We start from the raw sequence: 20,119 nt of genomic DNA, 5'->3' as shown, positions 1-20,119 counted from the left end.
CCAAACTGCTATCAACAATGCATACAATACTTGGCTAACAACCGTTAGTTTCTCAGGTGGTTGTAATTCCTCTATCTCCAATAACAGTCCGGGAGCACCGCCGGCTTGTGGTGGTTCTGTAACCGTCACATGGACCGTAACTTCCACTTGTGAAGGTCCGGTCACTTGCGCGGCAACTTTCACCGTCACTGCATGCTCCGGTTGTGGTACTTACCTGTCCTTCGAATCAAACAGTAGCTGCTTGTCAGACTCAGGCAGCTGTGGATGCTGCTTATGCGACCTGGTTAACAACCGTTAGTTTCTCGGGTGGTTGTAATGCAGCCATCTCCAATAATAGTATGGGTGCCCCACCGGCTTGCGGTGGTTCCGTTACAGTTACCTGGACCGTTACTTCTACTTGTGAAAGTCCGGTCACTTGCGCAGCAACATTTACCGTCACCAATGCTCCGGCAGTGGTTATCTCTTGTCCTGCCAATCAAACGGAGCCTCCTTGCCAAACGCAAGGGGCAATAGATGCTGCATTTGCTGCATGGCTTGCCTCAGGAACTTTTAGTGGTGGTTGTAATGGAGCTATTTCAAATAACGCCGGAATGGCGCCACCTGCTTGTGGTGGATCCACAACTGTCATTTGGACGGTCACCTCTACTTGTGAAACACCTGTTAGCTGCTCCGCAATTTTCACTGTTACAGATGCTCCAGCAGTAGTATTAACCTGCCCTTCCAACCAAACGGAAGCAGCTTGCCAAACACAAACGGCAATTGATAATGCTTTCACAAACTGGTTGAACTCTGCGACCTTCTCAGGGGGTTGCAATGCCGCTATTTCAAACAATGGTGGTGCTGCTCCTTCAGCCTGCGGCGGTTCTACTACAGTTATATGGACGGTAACGTCCAGTTGCACGACTCCTGTAACTTGTTCGGCTGTATTTACGGTATCAGCAGCTCCCCTTGTAAATCTCAATTGCGCCGCGAATCAAACCGAAGCTGCCTGCCAAACACAAGCGGTCATTGATGCTGCTTACGCTACTTGGTTAGCCTCTGCAACTTTTACAGGTGGTTGTAATGCCATGATTTCCAATAATGGCGGCTCAGCTCCTCCCGCATGCGGTGGTGCAAAAACTGTTATTTGGACTGTAACTTCTTCATGTCAGGCAGATGTTACTTGTTCGGCTGTTTTTACTGTCAACGCAGCTCCACTTGTAGTTTTAAATTGTGCAACGAATCAAACTGAAGCAGCTTGTCAAACACAGGCGGCTATTGATGCTGCCTATACAGCCTGGTTGGCTACCGCAACTTTTTCGGGTGGTTGCAATGCATCCATCTCAAACAATGGCGGTGCTGCTCCTCCGGCTTGTGGCGGTTCTAAAACTGTCATCTGGACCGTGACTTCCACTTGTGAAGCAAATGTCACTTGTTCCGCAGTATTTACGGTAACAGATGCTCCGGTGGTAACTCTTACTTGTCCGACCAATCAAACTGAAGCAGCTTGTCAAACACAAGCAGCTATTGATGCTGCTTTCAATACATGGTTAACAACTGTTAGTTTCTCAGGCGGTTGTAGTGCTTCTATATCTAATAATAGCGCGGGTGCGCCGCCAGCTTGCGGTGGTTCTGTGACCGTCACATGGACGGTTACTTCCACTTGCGAAGGTCCGGTCACTTGTGCTGCCACATTTACGGTAACAAATGCTCCAGCTGTAGTCCTTACCTGTCCTTCGAACCAAACCGTTGCTGCTTGTCAATCTCAGGCTGCTGTGGATGCGGCTTACAATAGTTGGTTAACAACTGTTAGTTTCTCAGGTGGTTGTAGTGCTTCTATATCCAACAATAGCGCAGGTGCACCTCCGGCTTGCGGTGGTTCTGTAACCGTCACATGGACCGTAACTTCCACTTGTGAAGGTCCGGTCACTTGCGCTGCAACTTTCACAGTAACTGCAGCTCCGGCTGTGGTACTTACCTGTCCTTCGAATCAAACAGTAGCAGCTTGTCAAACTCAGGCTGCTGTAGATGCTGCTTACAATACTTGGTTAACAACTGTTAGTTTCTCAGGTGGTTGTAGTGCTTCTCTATCTAATAATAGCGCGGGTGCGCCGCCAGCTTGTGGTGGTTCTGTTACCGTTACTTGGACTGTAACTTCAACTTGTGAAGGTCCAGTCACTTGCGCAGCAACTTTCACAGTCACTGCAGCTCCGGCTGTTGTCCTTACTTGTCCTTCGAATCAAACAGTAGCAGCTTGTCAAACTCAGGCAGCTGTGGATGCTGCTTACAATACTTGGTTAACAACTGTTAGTTTCTCAGGTGGTTGTAATGCGGCCATCTCCAACAATAGCGCAGGTGCGCCACCAGCTTGTGGTGGTTCTGTGACCGTCACATGGACCGTAACTTCAACTTGCGAAGGGCCGGTCACTTGTATGGCTAGTTTTACGGTGACTGCGGCTCCGGCTGTCAACCTCAATTGCGCAACAAATCAAACAGAAGCTCCTTGTCAAACACAAGCAGCCATTGATGCTGCTTTCACAAACTGGTTGAACTCTGCGACCTTCTCAGGGGGTTGCAATGCAGCTATTTCTAATAATGGTGGTGCAGCACCTTCCGCTTGCGGGGGTTCTGCAACAGTGACCTGGACAGTGACTTCAACTTGTGAAGGTCCTGTCACTTGTTCAGCTGTATTTACCGTAACTGCTGCTCCACTTGTCGTTTTAAATTGTGCTTCTAATCAAACGGAAGCTCCTTGTCAAACACAGGCAGCTATTGACGCTGCTTTCAATACCTGGTTGAATACAACGACCTTCTCGGGTGGTTGTAATGCAGCCATTTCTAATAGTGGTGGCGCAGCTCCTTCTGCTTGTGGTGGCGCTACAACCGTGACCTGGACGGTGACATCTTCTTGTGAAGCTAATGTCACCTGTTCGGCTGTATTTACGGTTACTGCAGCTCCACTTGTTGTTTTAAATTGTGCAACAAATCAGACAGAAGCGGCTTGTCAAACACAGGCGGCTATTGATGCTGCTTATGCAACTTGGTTAGCTACAGCTACTTTTACAGGTGGCTGTAATGCGACAATCTCCAATAATGGTGGTTCTGCTCCGCCGGCTTGCGGGGGTTCTAAAACGGTGACCTGGACCGTGACTTCCACTTGTGAAGCAAATGTCACTTGTTCCGCTGTATTTACGGTAACAGATGCTCCGGTGGTAACTCTTACTTGTCCGACCAATCAAACTGAAGTCGCTTGTCAAACACAAGCAGCTATTGATGCTGCTTATAATACCTGGTTAACAACTGTTAGTTTCTCAGGCGGTTGTAGTGCTTCTATATCTAATAATAGCGCGGGTGCGCCGCCTGCTTGCGGTGGTTCCGTAACCGTCACATGGACCGTTACTTCCACTTGCGAAGGTCCGGTCACTTGTGCTGCAACTTTCACAGTCACTGCAGCTCCGGCTGTTGTTCTTACCTGTCCTTCGAATCAAACAGTAGCAGCTTGTCAAACTCAGGCTGCTGTGGATGCCGCTTTCAATACATGGTTAACAACTGTTAGTTTCTCAGGCGGTTGTAGTGCTGCTATCTCTAACAATAGTACAGTTGCGCCGCCCGCTTGTGGGGGTTCAGTAACCGTCACCTGGACCGTAACTTCCACTTGCGAAGGTCCGGTCACTTGTGCAGCTACATTTACAGTCACTGCAGCTCCGGCTGTGGTACTTACTTGTCCTTCGAACCAAACCGTTGCAGCTTGTCAAACTCAGGCAGCTGTGGATGCTGCTTACAATAGCTGGTTAACAACTGTTAGTTTCTCAGGTGGTTGTAATGCGGCCATCTCCAACAATAGCGCGGGTGCGCCGCCAGCTTGTGGTGGTACTGTTACCGTCACATGGACCGTTACTTCAACTTGTGAAGGGCCAGTCACTTGCGCTGCAACTTTCACAGTCACTGCAGCTCCGGCTGTGGTCCTTACCTGTCCTTCGAATCAAACCGTTGCTGCTTGTCAAACTCAGGCCGCTGTTGATGCTGCTTATAATAGCTGGTTAACAACTGTTAGTTTCTCAGGTGGTTGTAATGCGGCCATCTCCAACAATAGCGCGGGTGCGCCACCAGCTTGTGGTGGTTCTGTGACCGTTACATGGACCGTGACTTCAACTTGCGAAGGGCCGGTGACTTGTGCAGCCACATTTACAGTTACGAATGCTCCAGTAGTTGCACTCAACTGCGCAACGAATCAAACAGAAGCTGCTTGCCAAACTCAAACAGCTATCAATAATGCTTTCAATACTTGGTTGAATTCAGCCACCTTCAGCGGTGGATGTAATGCTATGATCTCAAATAATGGTGGTGCGGCTCCTTCAGCTTGCGGTGGCTCTACAACAGTAACCTGGACCGTTACTTCAACTTGTGAAAGCCCTGTCACTTGCTCTGCTGTATTTACTGTAACTGCAGCTCCGCTTGTCGTTTTAAATTGTGCAGCGAATCAAACCGAAGCCCCTTGTCAAACCCAAACGGCTATCAATAATGCTTTCAATATTTGGTTGAATACAACGACCTTCTCGGGTGGTTGTAATGCAGCCATTTCTAATAGTGGTGGCGCGGCTCCTTCAGCTTGTGGTGGCTCTACAACCGTGACTTGGACGGTGACATCTTCTTGTGAAGCCAATGTCACTTGTTCGGCTGTATTTACAGTGAATGCAGCTCCACTTGTTGTTTTAAATTGTGCAACAAATCAGACAGAAGCGGCTTGTCAAACACAAGCGGCCATTGATGCTGCTTATGCAACTTGGTTAGCTACAGCTACTTTTACAGGTGGCTGTAATGCGACAATCTCCAATAATGGTGGTTCTGCTCCGCCGGCTTGCGGGGGTTCTAAAACGGTGATCTGGACGGTGACTTCCACTTGTGAAGCAAACGTTACTTGTTCGGCTGTATTTACAGTCCTAGATGCACCGGTTATTACTTTGAATTGTGCAAATAATCAGACTGAGGCCGCCTGTCAAACACAAGCTGCCATTGATGCAGCTTATGCTACCTGGCTCACTACCGCAAACTTTACTGGTGGTTGTAGCGCAATGATCTCCAACAATGGTGGTTCTGCTCCGCCGGCATGTGGTGTTTCTAAGACCGTCACATGGACCGTTACACATACCTGTGGTGCTCCTGTCACTTGTTCAGCTGTATTCACTGTAAGTAATGCTCCGGCAGTTGTCCTTACTTGTCCGACCAACCAAACAGTAGCGGCTTGTCAAACTCAGGCTGCTGTTGATGCTGCTTATAATAGCTGGTTAACAATTGTTAGTTTCTCAGGTGGTTGTAGTGCTTCTATATCCAACAATAGCGCAGGTGCGCCGCCAGCTTGTGGTGGTTCCGTAACCGTCACATGGACGGTAACTTCCACTTGCGAAGGTCCGGTCACTTGTGCAGCAACATTTACGGTAACCAATGCTCCGGCAGTAGTTCTTACTTGTCCTTCAAACCAAACCGTTGCAGCTTGTCAAACTCAGGCAGCTGTAGATGCTGCTTACAATAGCTGGTTAACAACTGTTAGTTTCTCAGGTGGTTGTAGTGCTGCTATATCTAATAATAGCGCGGGTGCGCCGCCAGCTTGCGGTGGTTCTGTAACCGTTACATGGACGGTAACTTCCACTTGTGAAGGCCCGGTCACTTGTGCTGCAACTTTCACAGTCACTGCAGCTCCGGCAGTTGTCCTTACCTGTCCTTCGAATCAAACCGTTGCTGCTTGTCAAACTCAGGCCGCTGTTGATGCTGCTTATAATAGCTGGTTAACAACTGTTAGTTTCTCAGGTGGTTGTAATGCGGCCATCTCCAACAATAGCGCGGGTGCGCCGCCGGCTTGCGGTGGCTCGGTGACCGTTACATGGACCGTTACTTCAACTTGCCAAATAGATGTCACTTGTTCGGCTTCTTTCACCGTGACTGCTGCTCCTTCGGTGGCTTTAACTTGTCCGCCTAACAGAACAAGACCATCTTGTTTGACACAAACCAATATCGACAATAACTTTGCGAACTGGCTTACTTTGTACACCCTCGCCGGTGGTTGTAATGCTGCTATTTCAAATAATAATACCGGGGCTCCGAATCGCTGCGGTGGATCTACCACAGTAACATTTACGGTAACCAGTTCCTGCGAAGGTCCGGTCACTTGTTCTGCAAGTTATACGGTAACGGCAGCTCCGCTTGTAGCCTTGAATTGTGCAAGCAATCAAACAGAAGCTGCATGCCAGACACAAACTGCCATCAACAATGCATTTAGTACATGGATAAATTCTGCCACTTTTACCGGTGGTTGTGATGCAACAATTTCAAATAATAATACCGGTGCTCCACCAGCTTGTGGCGGTTCGACTACCGTAATATGGACCGTAACTTCTTCTTGCGAAGCTAATGTCACTTGTTCGGCTGTATTTACCGTAACGGCAGCTCCTCCGGTGATGCTCAGTTGCCCGGCCAATCAAACTGAAGCTGCTTGTCAAACTCAGGCTGCTATCGATGCTGCTTATGCTGCTTGGCTCGCTACGGCTACCAGTTCCGGTGGTTGCAATGCTTCCGTTTCTAATGATGGTGGTGCCGCTCCGCCTGCTTGTGGTGGTTCGAAAACCGTCACCTGGACGGTCACTTCAACTTGTGAACCTAATTCAACATGTTCTGCGGTATTTACCGTGACTGCAGCTCCAGTGGTTTCTTTAACTTGTCCGGCCAATCAAACTGAGGCTGCTTGTCAAACACAGGCTGCCATTGATGCCGCTTATACGGCATGGTTAAATGCTGCAAACTTCTCGGGTGGTTGTTTTGCCGCCATCTCCAATAATGGTGGTGCTGCTCCTTCTGCTTGTGGTGAAACTAAAACAGTTATTTGGACGGTGACATCTACTTGCGAAAGTCCGGTCACTTGTTCGGCTGTATTCACTGTAAGTAATGCTCCGGCAGTGGTCCTTAATTGTCCTGCCAATCAAACACAGGCTGCATGTCAATCTCAGGCTACCATTGACGCTGCTTACGCTGCATGGCTAACAGCTGTTAGTTTCTCGGGAGGTTGTAGTGCTGCTATATCTAACAATAGTCCCGGTGCACCTTCCGCTTGTGGTGGTTCGGTAACCGTTACCTGGACTGTTACTTCAACTTGTGAAGGTCCGGCAACTTGTACTTCTTCTTTCACCGTCACTGCAGCTCCGGCTGTAGTCCTTACTTGTCCTTCGAACCAAACCGTGGCTGCTTGTCAAACTCAGGCGGCTGTGGATGCGGCTTACAATACATGGTTAACAACCGTTAGTTTCTCGGGCGGTTGTAATGCTGCTATATCTAACAATAGCGCAGCTGCGCCGCCGGCTTGTGGTGGTTCTGTGACCGTTACATGGACCGTAACCTCGTCTTGTCAAATTGATGTGACTTGTTCGGCTTCTTTCACCGTGACTGCAGCTCCGGCTTTGGTCCTCACTTGTCCGGTCAACAATACCCAAGCTGCTTGCCAAACTCAGGCTGCTGTTGATGCGACTTTCAATACCTGGTTAACAACTGTTAGTTTTTCGGGTGGTTGTAGTGCGGCTATCTCTAACAATAGCGCAGCTGCGCCGCCAGCTTGCGGTGGCTCGGTGACCGTTACCTGGACCGTTACTTCGTCTTGCCAAATAGATGTCACTTGTTCGGCTTCTTTCACCGTGACTGCTGCTCCTTCGGTGGATTTAACTTGTCCGCCTAACAGAACAAGACCTTCTTGTTTGACACAAACCAATATCGACAATAACTTTGCGAACTGGCTTACTTTGTACACCCTAGCCGGTGGTTGTAATGCTGCTATTTCAAATAATAATACCGGTGCTCCGAATCGCTGCGGTGGTTCTACTACAGTCACATTTACGGTAACCAGTTCCTGCGAAGGTCCGGTCACTTGTTCTGCAAGTTATACGGTAACGGCAGCTCCGCTTGTAGCCTTGAATTGTGCAAGCAATCAAACAGAAGCTGCATGCCAGACACAAACTGCCATCAACAATGCATTTAGTACATGGATAAATTCTGCCACTTTTACCGGTGGTTGTGATGCAACAATTTCAAATAATAATACCGGTGCTCCACCAGCTTGTGGTGGTTCGACTACCGTAATATGGACCGTAACTTCTTCTTGCGAAGCTAATGTCACTTGTTCGGCTGTATTTACCGTAACGGCAGCTCCTCCGGTGATGCTCAGTTGCCCGGCCAATCAAACTGAAGCTGCTTGTCAAACACAGGCTGCTATCGATGCTGCTTATGCTGCTTGGCTCGCTACGGCTACTAGTTCCGGTGGTTGCAACGCTTCCGTTTCTAATGATGGTGGTGCCGCTCCGCCTGCTTGTGGTGGTTCGAAAACCGTCACCTGGACGGTCACCTCAACTTGTGAACCTAATTCAACATGTTCTGCGGTATTTACCGTGACTGCAGCTCCAGTGGTTTCTTTAACTTGTCCGGCCAATCAAACTGAGGCTGCTTGTCAAACACAGGCTGCCATTGATGCTGCTTATACGGCATGGTTAAATGCTGCAAACTTCTCGGGTGGTTGTTTTGCCGCCATCTCCAATAATGGTGGTGCTGCTCCTTCTGCTTGTGGTGAAACTAAAACAGTTATTTGGACGGTTACATCTACTTGCGAAGCTCCGGTCACTTGTTCGGCTGTATTCACTGTAAGTAATGCTCCGGCAGTGGTCCTTAATTGTCCTGCCAATCAAACACAGGCTGCATGTCAATCTCAGGCTACCATTGACGCTGCTTACGCTGCATGGCTAACAGCTGTTAGTTTCTCGGGAGGTTGTAGTGCTGCTATATCTAACAATAGTCCCGGTGCACCTTCCGCATGTGGTGGTTCGGTAACAGTTACCTGGACTGTTACTTCAACTTGCGAAGGTCCGGCAACTTGTACTTCTTCTTTCACCGTCACTGCATCTCCGGCTGTAGTCCTTACTTGTCCTTCGAACCAAACCGTTGCTGCTTGTCAAACTCAGGCGGCTGTGGATGCGGCATTCAATACATGGTTAACAACCGTTAGTTTCTCGGGCGGTTGTAATGCTGCTATATCTAACAATAGCGCAGCTGCGCCGCCGGCTTGTGGTGGTTCTGTGACCGTTACATGGACCGTAACCTCGTCTTGTCAAATTGATGTGACTTGTTCGGCTTCTTTCACCGTGACTGCGGCTCCGACTGTGGTCCTCACTTGTCCGGTCAACAATACCCAAGCTGCTTGTCAAACTCAGGCTGCCGTTGATGCGACTTTCAATACCTGGTTAACAACTGTTAGTTTTTCGGGTGGTTGTAATGCGGCTATCTCCAACAATAGCGCAGCTGCGCCGCCGGCTTGCGGTGGCTCGGTGACCGTTACATGGACAGTCACTTCTTCTTGCGCAGCTCCGGTCACTTGTTCGGCTTCTTTCACCGTGACTGCTGCTCCGGCGGTAGTCCTCAACTGCCCTGCCAATAATACCCAGGCCAGTTGTCAGACGCAAGTTGCCATTGATGCTGCCTACAACACTTGGTTAACAAGTGTTAGTTCTTCAGGTGGATGTAATGCGGCTATCTCCAACAATGGTACTGGTGCTCCAAATGCTTGTGGTGGGTCTACTACCGTGACTTGGACGGTCACTTCCACATGTGAAGGACCCGTCACTTGTTCCGCTTCATTTACCGTTACAGATGCTCCGGTTGTTGTTCTCAACTGTCCGGTCAATAATACACAATCCGCTTGCCAGACTCAGGCTGCTATTGATGCAGCTTACGCTGCTTGGCTTGCAACAGCTACCAGTTCCGGTGGTTGCAATGCTTCCGTTTCCAATAATGGTGGTGCTGCACCTCTTGCTTGTGGTGGTTCGAAAACTGTAACCTGGACTGTCACTTCTTCTTGTGAAGGACCGGTTACTTGTTCGGCTGTATTTACGGTGACTGCAGCTCCTCCGGTAATGCTTAGTTGTCCGGCTAATCAAACCCAGGCGGCTTGTCAGACTCAGTCGGCTATTGATGCTGCTTATGCGGCTTGGCTTGCAACTGCTACCAGTTCCGGTGGCTGCAACGCTTCCGTTTCTAATAATGGCGGTGCTGCACCTCCAGCTTGTGGTGGTTCGAAAACAGTCACCTGGACCGTCACCTCAACTTGTGAACCAGCTATGACTTGTTCTGCTGTGTTCTCCGTGACTGCAGCTCCTGTGGTTTCTTTAACTTGTCCGGCCAATCAAACTGAGGCTGCTTGTCAAACACAGGCTGCCATTGATGCTGCTTATACGGCTTGGCTTGCAACTGCTACCAGTTCCGGTGGCTGTAATGCTTCCGTTTCCAATAATGGTGGCTCGGCGCCTCCTGCTTGTGGCGGTTCGAAAACCGTGACCTGGACAGTTACTTCTTCGTGTGAACCTGCTATGAGCTGCTCGGCTGTATTTACCGTGACCGCTGCTCCGGCTATTTCATTGACCTGCCCGGTAAATCAAACTCATGTCGCCTGTCAATCTCAGGCTTCTGTGGATGCTGCTTTTGCTTCCTGGCTAACAACTGTTAACTTCTCAGGTGGTTGTAATGCAAACATCTCCAACAATAGTACTAGTGCGCCTCCGGCTTGTGGCGGTGCGACGACTGTAACTTGGACCGTCACCTCATCTTGTGCAGCTGCCATTACCTGTTCTGCTTCATTTACCGTGACTGCTGCTCCGGCCGTTGTACTCAACTGTCCGGTCAACAACACACAAGCCGCATGTCAGTCTCAGACTGCCATTGATGCCGCTTTCAATACCTGGTTAACAACTGTTAGTTTCTCAGGTGGTTGTAATGCAGACATCTCCAATAACAGCACTAACGCCCCGCCGGCTTGCGGTGGTTCTACGACGGTTATATGGACGGTTACTTCCAATTGTGCTTCACCCGTCACCTGTTCGGCTTCCTTCACCGTGACTGCAGCTCCGGCTTTGGTCCTCACTTGTCCGGTCAACAATACCCAAGCTGCTTGCCAAACTCAGGCGGCTGTGGATGCGGCCTACAATACCTGGTTAACAACTGTTAGTTTTTCGGGTGGTTGTAATGCGGCTATCTCCAACACTGGTGGTGCTGCACCTCCAGCTTGCGGTGGTTCTACTACCGTTACCTGGACAGTCACTTCTTCTTGCGCAGCTCCAGTCACTTGCTCGGCTTCTTTCACAGTGACTGCTGCTCCGGCGGTAGTCCTCAACTGCCCTGCCAATAATACCCAGGCCAGTTGTCAGACGCAAGTTGCCATTGATGCTGCCTACAACACTTGGTTAACAAGTGTTAGTTCTTCAGGTGGATGTAATGCGGCTATCTCCAACAATGGTACTGGTGCTCCAAATGCTTGTGGTGGGTCCATTACTGTAACTTGGACGGTCACTTCCACATGTGAAGGACCCGTCACTTGTTCTGCTTCATTTACCGTAACTTCAGCTCCGGTTGTTGTTCTCAACTGTCCGGTCAATAATACACAATCCGCTTGCCAGACTCAGGCTGCTATTGATGCAGCTTACGCTGCTTGGCTTGCAACAGCTACTAGTTCCGGCGGCTGTAATGCTTCCGTTTCCAATAATGGTGGTGCTGCACCTCTTGCTTGTGGTGGTTCGAAAACCGTCACCTGGACCGTCACTTCTTCTTGTGAAGGACCGGTTACTTGTTCGGCTGTATTTACGGTGACTGCAGCTCCTCCGGTAATGCTTAGCTGCCCGGCTAATCAAACCCAGGCGGCTTGTCAGACTCAGGCGGCTATTGATGCTGCTTATGCGGCTTGGCTCGCTACGGCTACCAGTTCCGGTGGCTGCAACGCTTCCGTTTCTAATAATGGCGGTGCTGCACCTCCAGCTTGTGGTGGTTCGAAAACAGTAACATGGACCGTCACCTCAACTTGTGAACCAGCTATGACTTGTTCTGCTGTGTTCTCCGTGACTGCAGCTCCTGTGGTTTCTTTAACTTGTCCGGCCAATCAAACTGAGGCTGCTTGTCAAACACAGGCTGCCATTGATGCTGCTTATACGGCTTGGCTTGCAACTGCTACCAGTTCCGGTGGCTGTAATGCTTCCGTTTCCAATAATGGTGGCTCGGCGCCTCCTGCTTGTGGCGGTTCGAAAACCGTGACCTGGACAGTTACTTCTTCGTGTGAACCTGCTATGAGCTGCTCGGCTGTATTTACCGTGACCGCTGCTCCGGCTATTTCATTGACCTGCCCGGTAAATCAAACTCATGTCGCCTGTCAATCTCAGGCTTCTGTGGATGCTGCTTTTGCTTCCTGGCTAACAACTGTTAACTTCTCAGGTGGTTGTAATGCAAACATCTCCAACAATAGTACTAGTGCGCCTCCGGCTTGTGGTGGTGCGACGACTGTAACTTGGACCGTCACCTCATCTTGTGCAGCTGCCATTACCTGTTCTGCTTCATTTACCGTGACTGCTGCTCCGGCCGTTGTACTCAACTGTCCGGCCAACAACACACAGGCCGCATGTCAGTCTCAGACTGCCATTGATGCCGCTTTCAATACCTGGTTAACAACTGTTAGTTTCTCAGGTGGTTGTAATGCAGACATCTCCAATAACAGCACTAACGCCCCGCCGGCTTGCGGTGGTTCTACAACGGTTATCTGGACGGTTACTTCCAATTGTGCTTCACCCGTCACCTGTTCGGCTTCCTTCACCGTGACTGCGGCTCCGGCTGTGGTCCTCACTTGTCCGGTCAACAATACCCAAGCTGCTTGTCAAACTCAAGCGGCTGTGGATGCGGCCTACAACACCTGGTTAACAACTGTTAGTTTTTCGGGTGGTTGTAATGCGGCCATCTCCAACACTGGTGGTGTTGCACCTCCAGCTTGCGGTGGCTCGGTGACCGTTACCTGGACAGTCACTTCTTCTTGCGCAGCTCCAGTCACTTGCTCGGCTTCTTTCACAGTGACTGCTGCTCCGGCGGTAGTCCTTAACTGCCCTGCCAATAATACCCAGGCCAGTTGTCAGACACAAGTTGCCATTGATGCTGTTTACAACACTTGGTTAACAAGTGTTAGTTCTTCAGGTGGATGTAATGCGGTTATCTCCAACAATGGTACTGGTGCTCCAAATGCTTGTGGTGGGTCTACTACCGTGACTTGGACGGTCACTTCTACTTGTGCAGGACCTGTCACTTGTTCAGCTTCATTTACTGTAACTTCAGCTCCGGCTGTAATTCTCAACTGTCCAAGTGATACCACGATTGCTTCTTGTCAGACACAAGCTAATATTGATGCAGCTTATGCAGCTTGGCTCGCCACAGTTACCAGTTCCGGCGGCTGTAATGCTTCCGTTTCAAATAATGGTGGTGCTGCGCCTCCTGCTTGTGGTGGTTCGAAAACTGTCACCTGGACAGTGACATCTTCTTGCGTTGGTCCCGTTACTTGTTCGGCCGTATTCACGGTAACAGCATCGGAAGTGGTAGCATTGTCCTGTCCTTCAAATAATATACAAGTTGCTTGTCAGACACAGGCTGTCATTGATGCAGCTTACACGGCTTGGCTAAATGCCACATCTGTTTCTGGTGGTTGCAATGCCACGATTAGTAATAATGGTGGCGCAGCTCCTGCTGCCTGTGGTGGCTCTAAAACAGTTGTATGGACAGTGACATCCAGTTGTGAGGCAGATGTGACCTGTTCTGCGACATTTACAGTAAATGCGCCGGCTAATGTGAGCATTACTTGTGCGGTAAATCAAACAATGGCCAACTGCCCGAATCAATCTACCGTCGATTCCACTTATACAGCATGGTTAAATTCTGCCGGCTTTTCAGGAGGATGTAATGCTGCTTTAAGTCATAATGGTGGTGCGGCTCCATTAGCTTGCGGTGGTTCAAAAACAGTAACTTGGACGGTGACTTCAAGCTGTGAGCCTGCTGTTACTTGTTCAGCTGTATTCACAGTTACCACACCTGCATCCGTTAATTTAAAATGTCCAACTCCTTCCAGTACTTCTGTTTATTGTTTGACTCAAGCTCAGGTAGATGATTTCTTCCTGGATTGGCTAGATGAAGCGAGTACAACCGGAGGATGCAATGTAGATTTAACGAACAATAATTCAGGTGCTCCATCAAAATGTGGTGGTGTTAAGACTGTTACATTCACAGCTACCAGTTCTTGCGATATCACAAAATCTTGTTCATCAACATTCACGGTATCTGCTCAACCTCCACCTTCTGTGACATGTCCTCCAGCTATAACAATTAGCTGTGCTGAATCTGAATTACCTCCAAACACTGGATTTGCAACAGGAGCTGACTATTGTGGAAAAAATGTAGTGCTTAGTTATGATGATCAGATAGTACCTGGTAACTGTCCTGGTAATTACGTGATCAATCGGACTTGGACAGCAACGGATAGTTGTAACAATATCGATTTTTGCAGTCAGCTTATTACAGTTATTGATACTATCGAGCCTAGTTTTACGATTCCTGCAAATCAATCTGTATACACTCAAGCTACACCAAGCGGAAATAAAGTGTTGGTCAATTATAATTTCAATTCAGGATATTCATATATAAGCTTGTCGCCCAAGTTATATTCCGGAATTTATTCAAAAGTTGACACCTCTTCAAATGCATTTTTAACTGTAAATGGAATTGTTTCCGGAGCAAATGCCTTTGATAACAATGCTATTGCAGGTAAAGGATTAAGTGTAAACAATTCAATGGTAGCCGGGCATTGGCAATTCAATTTGACGGGACATAACTTACCAGCATTCAGTAATTTTGAAGTTTATGTCCAAGCTTTCAGAAAAGGAAATGGCAGTGCAACAGACCTTTTGATGGATTACAGTACCAATGGAATTAATTGGACGAACTTCAGTACAACTGCCCTTATTCAAAATCAATGGGTCGAATGTATTGGAAACATTAATGGAGCCAATAATCCGGCAAGCTTGTTTATAAGGGTCTACTATTCGGGTGGCAACAGTCAACAAACAAAAGAATTACATATTGACAATTTCCAGGTTCGTGCCGATAATGAAGATATCCCATGTGATTTCGCATACGTGCCAGATATTACGGGTTATCCGACCAATGTGGTGCATCCATGTGATGCAGCACCTGCAGTATCATATTCAGATTCCTTGGTGTTTGGAGAATGTTCAGGTACTCAGGTATTCAGAACCTGGACTGTCACTGATTTCTGTGGAAATTCTTCAACCGGCGCAAGCCCTCAGATTATTACTGTAAGTGATACGACCGGACCTGTAATTACTTGTCCTTCCAATGACACCATCACCAGGAAAGTTGATACTATGACTTGTCAGTTTATTGTACCGAATACTACTCTGGATGCAGTATCTATGGATGAATGTACAGATTCAAGCGGTGTGATTAACAATTGGAATAATAGTCATACGCTATTGGGACAAGTATTTATTGTTGGATTCCATACCATTACATGGACGGCCACGGATGATTGCGGAAATACTTCCACTTGTAAATATGTTCTCAACGTTTATGAAACAGAACCTCCTGTAGCAAAATGTAAGGACTTTAATATTTATTTGGACTCCTTAGGACTTTACACGCTAAAAATTGATAGCATTAATAATGGGTCAACAGATAACTGTGGAATTAAATCGATGAAATTAAGTCGATATGTATTTGGATGCGACGATTTACCAAAGAGAACAGTCATATTGACGGTTACAGATTCCACAGGATTATCAGACACTTGTACCGCAAATTTGAACATAATAGATACCATCAAACCAGTCATCGTTTGTAAAAGTTATAATATCGCTTTACCATCGGGTGGTGGTTCCAAATTTATTCACCCTGATAGTGTTCTTTTAATTAAGAAAGATAACTGCGGTATTAAAACAAAAGTTACAAATCCAGATAGCATTACTTGTAAAAGTCCAAAAAATACAATCGTAACAGTAACAGTTACGGATGTGAATGGAAATTCATCAAGTTGTACGGCTGTTGTAACCATCAGTAATTATGTAGATTCCGATTGCGATGGAGTCATCAATGTTTGTGATGTCTGTCCGAATGGAGATGATTCGGTTGATAATAATGGCGATGGAAAACCTGATTGTAAATATCCTCCAGCGTTTAAACAAATAAAAGCGTCCTGGAAATGTGGTACCAATCCGAATAGAGTCTATATAGCAGAAATTGGAAATAACGGAATCTGTACGACCCGATGTGTGCGGTATTCTGACTTTATCAACAATCAGGGCCCCAATCAATTTTTAGGACCTTGCATCTCTTGTCCAGAATTATTTAAAGGAGGAGGTCAGGGAGACGAAGTGACTGAAGCAAATCCTGATGAGCAGGAAAGGCTCAAAGATGTTGATTTAACACCTGATGGATTTAGAATTATTCCGAATCCGAATCATGGAATATTTGAACTTCTCTTTAACAATACCATTAAAGAAGGAACCATTAAGATTTATAATTTACTTGGCGAAGAAGTCTGGAAAATGCAAATTGAACATGAAACTGATGAAGTACAAATTCACAGCAATTCTTTCAAACAAAAAGCTGCCGGAGTATATCGCGTGGTGGTCAATAGCGGTTCCGCTAAGACCGTTCAATCCTTGATTATTCTTCAATAATATTTTGAACTTTTATAAAAATGCTCATTGTTTTACCAGACAATGAGCATTTTTTATTTTACTAAAATTATCGCTGAAAATCAGGTATAGGCTTTAGAGGAAAGCAAAATTCAAAGTGATTATAATCTTTCTCATGTTTCCTAAGTCCAGGCCTTTCCACTATTATTGAACTTACAGATGGTTTGCGGTGCGCCGAAGCAAGCAGACTTTATAAATGATCAATAGATATTTATCGATGGGTATAGTGAGCTATTCTAGTTCAAAACACAATTTAAATGAATCAATTTGAAAGCGTTGAAGACGGGTTACTCTTGCTTTTCCGGAACATATGGTTTGATATTTATGCGCAGCGCCTGGTCATAAAAAAGGTAACTCCAAAACCAATTAATAAAAACAATGATCCGGTTTCTTAGGCCAACTAAAAAATAAATATGAACAAAGAGCCAAATAATCCATGCTATAAAACCTTGGACATGAATTTGCTTATAATCAAACACAGCTTTGTTTCTTCCTATTGTTGCCATTTGACCTTTATCAAAATAGACAAAAGGATACAATGATTGTTTCTGATGTTTTTTCTTCAATAATTTTGCCAGATATGTTGCTTGTTGGATGGCAACTGGAGCCAGCGCAGGCAGCCCCGAGGGGAAAGACTCAGAAACGAATAAGGCTGCATCACCTATACAGTATACATCAGGGGCTCCTTTTACTTCGCAATTTTCGTTCACGATAATTCTTCCATCATGAGCATATACATCAGCAGGCAGGCCCAACAATTTATTCGCCTTTACACCTGCAGCCCATATTACTTTTTTACTTTTAATAAATTCACCGGAGCTTAATAATACCCCGGTTTCTGAAATATCTTTAACCATTTTATTCAAATGGACGTTTACACCCATTTTTTGCAAACTCTTCAGTGCATTTTCTGAAGACTTTACAGACATATTATTCAATAGCCGATCACCATTTTGAATCAGATGTATATCCATCAACTCCACTTTTAAATCCGGATAATCTTTAGGCAAAATATGCCTTTTCATTTCTGCAAGTGATCCGGCTAATTCGACTCCTGTCGGACCTCCACCTACAATAACCACATCCAGCAAGACATCTTTTATAAATTCATCCTGTTCCAAAACTGATGCTTCAAGATCTTCCAATATTCTGTTTCTTAAATAAAGGGCTTCCGAAACTGATTTAAGTGGAATACTCCATTTTTTAAAATTTTCATTTCCAAAGTAATTTGTCGAATTTCCAAACGCAATAATTAAAAAGTCATAGTCCAATTCACCTATGTTTGAAATTAACTTTTTATCTGTTGGATTGATATTCGTCACTTCCGCAATTCTGATAAAAATATTTTCATCATTTCTAAAGTTTTTGCGGATTGGAAAACAAATGGAACTTGGCTCTAATCCAGACATAGCAACCTGATAAAACAAGGGTTGAAACTGGTGGTAATTATTCTTATCTATGAGAACAATTTGAAAATATTTGCAACGAAGCTGCTGGGCGAGTATAAATCCTCCAAATCCGGCTCCAATGATGACAACTCTCTTTTTTTCTGAATAAGGTATATTGAATGCCATAAGCCAAAATTTATAACTTTGTGACCTATATACAAACACTCAGAATTCAATAATGACTATTCTGTACAAAGATTTAACAAATGGATAATTACATAAATTCATTTCCCTTGATTGCAGAACGCTTTATGCGTTATGCCAAAATGGATACCCAGGCGAATCCATTTTCAGACAGCGTCCCCTCTACTGCAAAGCAGCTGGATCTTTCGAGATTGCTGGTAGAAGAATTGAAACAAGCCGGTATTCAAGATGTAGAACTGGATTCTTTCGGTTATGTATATGCAAGCCTTCCAGCAACTTCTGAAAAAAAATTACCAGCCATCTGTTTTTGTGCACATGTTGATACAGCACCAGATTGCAGTGGTACCGATGTAAGACCAATTTTACATAAATCTTATCAATTACAGGATCTCTCTCTCCCTGATGATCCCGGTATTTGTATTAGTCCAAAAGAATTTCCGGAATTACTTACCAAATCCGGTGAAGATATTATAACTGCCAGTGGATTGACATTATTAGGCGCCGATGACAAGGCAGGTGTGGCCTCTATCATGGAAGCTGCTCTATTTTTACATCATCACCCTGAAATCAAGCGTGGAAAAATAGTTCTATTATTTACTCCAGATGAAGAAATTGGCAGAGGAGTCAACTACGTAGATATGGTAAAACTCGGAGCCGATTTTGGATATACCTTGGATGGTGGAGAGAAAGGAAGTCTTGAAGACGAAACTTTTTCTGCAGATGCGGTTCACATTAAAATTACCGGTGTCAGTACACATCCCGGTTATGCTAAAAATAAAATGGAAAATGCAATTAAAATTGCAGCTGATATTATTTCTGCATTGCCACAGGAACATTTAATTCCTGAACGTACGACCGGCAAAGAAGGTTTTATTCATCCCGTAAAGGTGGAATCTGAGTTGGAACATGCCAGTATCCATTTTATCATTAGGGATTTTGAAACACATAAACTACAGGAATATGAAAATTATCTAAGAGCTGTCGTAAGTCGGATCATTAAAAAATATCCCAATAGTCAATACGAATTTTTGGTAACTGAACAATACCGCAATATGAAAGAGATATTGTCTCAATATCCAAAGTCGGTCGAATATGCAGAAGAAGCCATACAAGGAGCAGGTCTTGAATTGTTAAAAGGATCTATTCGCGGAGGCACAGATGGAAGCAGATTGAGTTTTATGGGATTGCCTTGTCCCAACTTATTTGCCGGCGAACAAGGGATCCATTCTAAAAAAGAATGGGTCTCTGTACAAGATATGCAAAAAGCCTCAGAAGTCATTGTAAGAATTTGTCAAATCTGTGAAAGGAATGGCTGATATAATAACGATACCTGTTTTTCCATTGCCCATAGTTGTTTTTCCAAATGAAGAATTGAGGTTGCACATTTTTGAACCCAGGTATAAACAACTCATTCAGGATTGCAAAGAAACAGGAATTATATTTGGAATCCTCACAATCTATGACAATAGACTAATGGAGGATGGTTGCCTGGTAAAGCTCATAGAGATTAGTAAATTATACGAGGATGGGAGAATGGATGTTCGCTTACAAAGTTTGGAAAAATTTCGAAAGATTCACTTTATCGATCATTACAATAACAAATTGTATTCAGGAGCAGAAATTACGACATTTGACGAATCAGAGAAAGGCACTGAAGAATTATATCTTAAGACTAAAATATTATTTGATGAGCTTTGTTCAATCAACAAAGTTCAGCCTTACAGATCTGTAAAATGGCTTGACTACAAATCTTATGATATTGGACATTTTGTAGGTTTTAATATTCATCAAGAATATTCATTTTTTGCATTGGCAACTGAAGACGAAAGACTGGAATATCTCATTATTCAATTAGAATTCATGATCGAGCATAGCCGTTTACGCGCAAACTGGATTAAACAAATTCACATGAATGGTGAATTCAGAGAATTCAAATCTTCAGAGTGGAAGTAGCGT

At 45.7% G+C, this 20,119-nt stretch carries 4 protein-coding genes; 3 read left to right on the top strand and 1 reads right to left on the bottom strand.

Annotated elements, in window-relative coordinates; genetic code table 11:
* Positions 1-149: 149 nt before the first annotated feature.
* Positions 150-16,553, top strand: a complete 16,404-nt coding sequence (locus IPM92_05385; GenBank protein ID MBK9107815.1) for a T9SS type A sorting domain-containing protein — start codon at positions 150-152, stop codon at positions 16,551-16,553.
* Positions 16,554-16,858: 305 nt separating this feature from the next.
* Here IPM92_05385 and IPM92_05380 read toward each other — a convergent pair whose 3' ends face one another.
* Positions 16,859-18,145, bottom strand: coding sequence for an NAD(P)/FAD-dependent oxidoreductase (locus tag IPM92_05380; GenBank protein ID MBK9107814.1), 1,287 nt, complete (start codon positions 18,143-18,145; stop codon positions 16,859-16,861).
* Between the two features lie 80 nt (positions 18,146-18,225).
* Here IPM92_05380 and pepT point away from each other — a divergent pair, with 80 nt between their 5' ends.
* A complete protein-coding gene (pepT, locus tag IPM92_05375) occupies positions 18,226-19,479 on the top strand; it encodes a peptidase T (protein MBK9107813.1) in 1,254 nt (417 codons plus the stop codon).
* On the top strand, positions 19,472-20,116 hold the full coding sequence (locus IPM92_05370; GenBank protein ID MBK9107812.1) for an LON peptidase substrate-binding domain-containing protein: 645 nt from the start codon (positions 19,472-19,474) through the stop codon (positions 20,114-20,116). Before pepT ends, IPM92_05370 begins: the two co-directional genes overlap by 8 nt.
* Positions 20,117-20,119: the final 3 nt, after the last annotated feature.

The sequence above is a fragment of the Saprospiraceae bacterium genome, from assembly GCA_016719615.1.
Lineage (GTDB): Bacteria > Bacteroidota > Bacteroidia > Chitinophagales > Saprospiraceae > Vicinibacter.
Note: the sequence above shows the minus strand (reverse complement) of the source record. Positions and strands in the feature narration are given on the sequence as shown.